The organism is Streptomyces johnsoniae (genome assembly GCF_031845565.1).
GTDB lineage: Bacteria > Actinomycetota > Actinomycetes > Streptomycetales > Streptomycetaceae > Streptomyces > Streptomyces johnsoniae.
The window spans coordinates 1-3552 of the sequence record NZ_JAVREV010000040.1; the positions used below are offsets into that span (position 1 = coordinate 1).

General features: G+C 71.5%; 1 protein-coding gene. It reads right to left on the bottom strand.

Annotated elements, in window-relative coordinates:
• A partial coding sequence (locus RM779_RS33125; RefSeq protein WP_311621510.1) for a type I polyketide synthase occupies positions 1 to 3370 on the bottom strand: 3370 nt, incomplete at its 3' end.
• Between the last annotated feature and the right edge of the window lie 182 nt (positions 3371 to 3552).

The following is a 3552-nucleotide window of genomic DNA, read 5'->3' on the forward strand; positions in this document are numbered from 1 at the left end:
ACAACGCCCCCACCGAACGACCCGACACCACCCACGGCACCCAACCACCCACAACAGAAACAGAACCCGACTCAGAAACCGGCGCCTCCTCCACCACCACATGCGCATTCGTCCCACTAATACCGAATGCGGAAATTCCGGCGCGTCGCGGCCTGCCCTCGGTGCTCGGCCATGCGCGCGCTTCCTGGAGCAATTCGACCGCTCCGGAGGACCAGTCGACGTGCGAGGAGGGCTTGTCGGCGTGCAGCGTGCGCGGCAACACCCCATACCGCAACGCCATCACCATCTTGATCACGCCCGCCACGCCCGCGGCGGCCTGCGCGTGCCCGATGTTCGACTTGACCGAGCCCAGCCACAACGGCCGCCCCGCGGGCCGTTCCTGCCCGTACGTCGCCAGCAGCGCCTGCGCCTCGATCGGATCGCCGAGCGACGTGCCCGTCCCGTGCGCCTCCACCACATCCACGTCGGCCGCAGACAGGCGGGCGTTCGCCAGCGCCTGGCGGATCACGCGCTGCTGCGAGGGGCCGTTCGGCGCGGTCAGCCCGTTCGACGCGCCGTCCTGGTTCACCGCGGAGCCCCGCACCACCGCAAGCACCGGATGCCCGTTCCGCCGCGCATCCGAAAGGTGTTCCAGCAGGACGACGCCGGCCCCCTCGGACAGCCCGAAGCCGTCGGCCTCGTCGGCGAACGCCTTGCACCGGCCGTCGGCCGACAGCGCCCTCAACCGGCTGAACCCGACGAACGCGTCGGGAGTCGGCATCACAACAGCGCCGCCCGCGAGGGCCATGGTGCACTCGCCGTTCCGCAGCGACTGCGCCGCCAGGTGCAGCGCCACCAGCGACGAGGAACACGCCGTATCCACCGTCACCGCCGGCCCCTCAAGACCCAGCGCATACGCGACACGCCCCGAGATGACGCTGGGAACGCTGCCCGTCACGACGTAGTCCTCGATGGCAGGTGCCGCTTCGCCGGCCCGCGGGCCGTATCCGTGGGACATGGCGCCGACGAAGGCCCCGGTGCGGGAGCCGCGCAGGGTGTCCGGGGCGATCCCGGCCCGTTCGAACGCCTCCCACGCGGTCTCCAGCAACAACCGCTGCTGCGGGTCCATCGCCAGCGCCTCACGCGGCGAAATCCCGAAGAACGCCGCGTCGAAGCGGTCCGCGCCCTCGACGAAGCCGCCCGACCGGACGTAACTCTTGCCGCGCCGCCCCGGGTCTGGGTCGAACAGGTCGGCAAGGTCCCAGCCGCGGTCGTCGGGGAAGTCGGAGATCACGTCGGCGCCCTCGGCAACCAGCCGCCACAGGTCTTCCGGGCTGCCGACACCACCGGGGAAGCGGCACGCCATCCCCACGATCGCCAACGGCTCCTCGTCCGCCGCGCGCATCACGGTGGCCGGGGCGGTGGGGGCCGCGTCCAGTCCCAGAATCTCCCCACGCAGATGTGTCGCCAGGGCGACGGGCGTCGGCTGGTCGAAGACCAGCGTGGCCGGCAGCCGCAGTCCGGATGCGGCGGCGAGCCTGTTGCGGAGTTCTACCGCCGTCAAAGACTCGAACCCGAGGTCCTTGAAGGCCCGTTCCGGACCGATCGCCTCCGGCGACGCGTGTCCGAGGACGGCGCGGGCGTGGGTGCGGATCAGGTCGAGCAGGATGCGTTCCTGCTCCGTCGCCGAACGGCCGTCGAGCTGCTGCCGCAATTCGGAGCGGGCCGGGATGTTCTCGGCCGCCGCGCCCTGCGCTGGAGCGCTCTGCGCCCTGCGCGCACGGGCCAGTTCGCCGAGGAACGGGCTCGGCCGCGTCGCCGTGAACAGGGAGGCGAACGGTTCCCAGTCGATATCGGCCACTGCCACAAAGGTGTCCTCGTGGTCGAGTGCCTGTTGAAGTGCGGTGATGGCCAGGTCAGCACGCATCAGCGGCAGTCCCTGCCCCCGGACTCGTTCGCGCGTCGCGGCCGGGTCGAGGCCGTCCATGCCGCGCCACGTGTTGAGCGCGTCCTCCCAGACGCCCCACGCCACGGAAGTCATCGGCAGCCCCTGGGCCCTGCCCTGCTCCGCCATGGCGTCGAGCCCCGCGTTGGCGGCGGCGTATGCGGCGTGGTCGCCGCTTCCCCAGACGCCGGCGATCGAGGAGAACAGGACGAAGGCGTCCAGTTCGTCGCGGTCGAGGAGCGCGGCGAAGTGCTCGGTCCCGGCGACCTTCGCGGACAGCACCGCGGCAAGGCTGTCCAGGGTGGTGCCGGTCACCGCGGCCAGCTCGATGTGCGCGGCGGTGTGCACGACGGCGCGCACCGTGTGCCCGGCGTCCCGCAGCCCGCCGAGCAGCGTCTCCACGGCGGAACGGTCACCGACATCGCAGGCCGCCAGGGTGACGGCCGCGCCCATGTCCGCCAGCTCCGCCGCCAGTTCGTCAGCGCCCGGGGCGTCGGAGCCGGAACGGCTGACCAACACCACGTGCTCGGCGCCACGGGTGGCAAGCCAGCGGGCGACGCGCGGACCGAGGCTGCCGGTGGCGCCCGTGATCAGCACCGTGCCCCTGGGCTTCCAGTCGCGCCGCGGTGCGGCATCACCCGTTGCGGCCTCCACCATCCGCCGGGCGAACGCCCCTTGGGAACGCACCGCCACCTGATCCTCGCCGTTCAGCCCGGCAAGCACCTGGCACAGCTCGGCGAGAGCGTGCGCATCCGGGCTCTCGGGCAGATCGATCAATCCGCCCCACTGGGCGGGATGTTCCAGGGCAACGACCCGGCCGAGGCCCCAGACCTGCGCTTGCCGCGGGCTGATCAGCGGATCGGATGAGCCGGTCGAGACGGCGCCGCGCGTCACGCACCACAGGCGCGTTTCGACGCCGAGGTCGCTCAGTGCCTGGACCAGCGTCAGGGTGAGCGCCAGGCCGGTCGTCAGGGTCGGGCGCCCCGGGCTGGGGCGTTCGTCGGTCGCCAGAAGCGACAGCGCGCCATCGAACGGAGCCGTTGTGCTCATGGCATCGCGCAGGCGTGCCGCCAGAGCGGCACGGTCGGTGTCCGCCGCCGACAGTTCCACGGGTACGACGCGGGCGGCTCCGTGGTCGGTGAGCGTCCGGAGCACGGCGACCGCCCACGCCTCACTCATGCCGCCCGCCGGCACCAGGACGGCCCACGTCCCATGGAGAACGGGCGCCGGCGCCGTGGCCGCCGGCAGGAGCTGCCACGCGATCCGGTAGCGCCAGCTGTCCACGGTGGCTCGCGCGCGGCGGCCGCGCGCGGCGATGTCGGGCTCCAGGTCCTTGAGCCAGAACCGTTCCCGCTGGAAGGCGTAGGTCGGCAGGTCGATATGGCGATACCCCTCGAAAAGCCGCTGCCATTCCACCCGCACCCCACGCACCCACGCCTCACCCACCGACCTCAAAAACCGCTCCAACCCACCCTCACCGCGCCGCAGAGACCCGATTGCTACCCCATCCTCAAACCCCGGCACCAACACCGGATGCCCACTGCACTCAATAAACACCGCATCCCCCAACCCCCGCACCACCTCATCAAACCGCACCCGCTCCCGCAAATTCGTAAACCAATACTCCG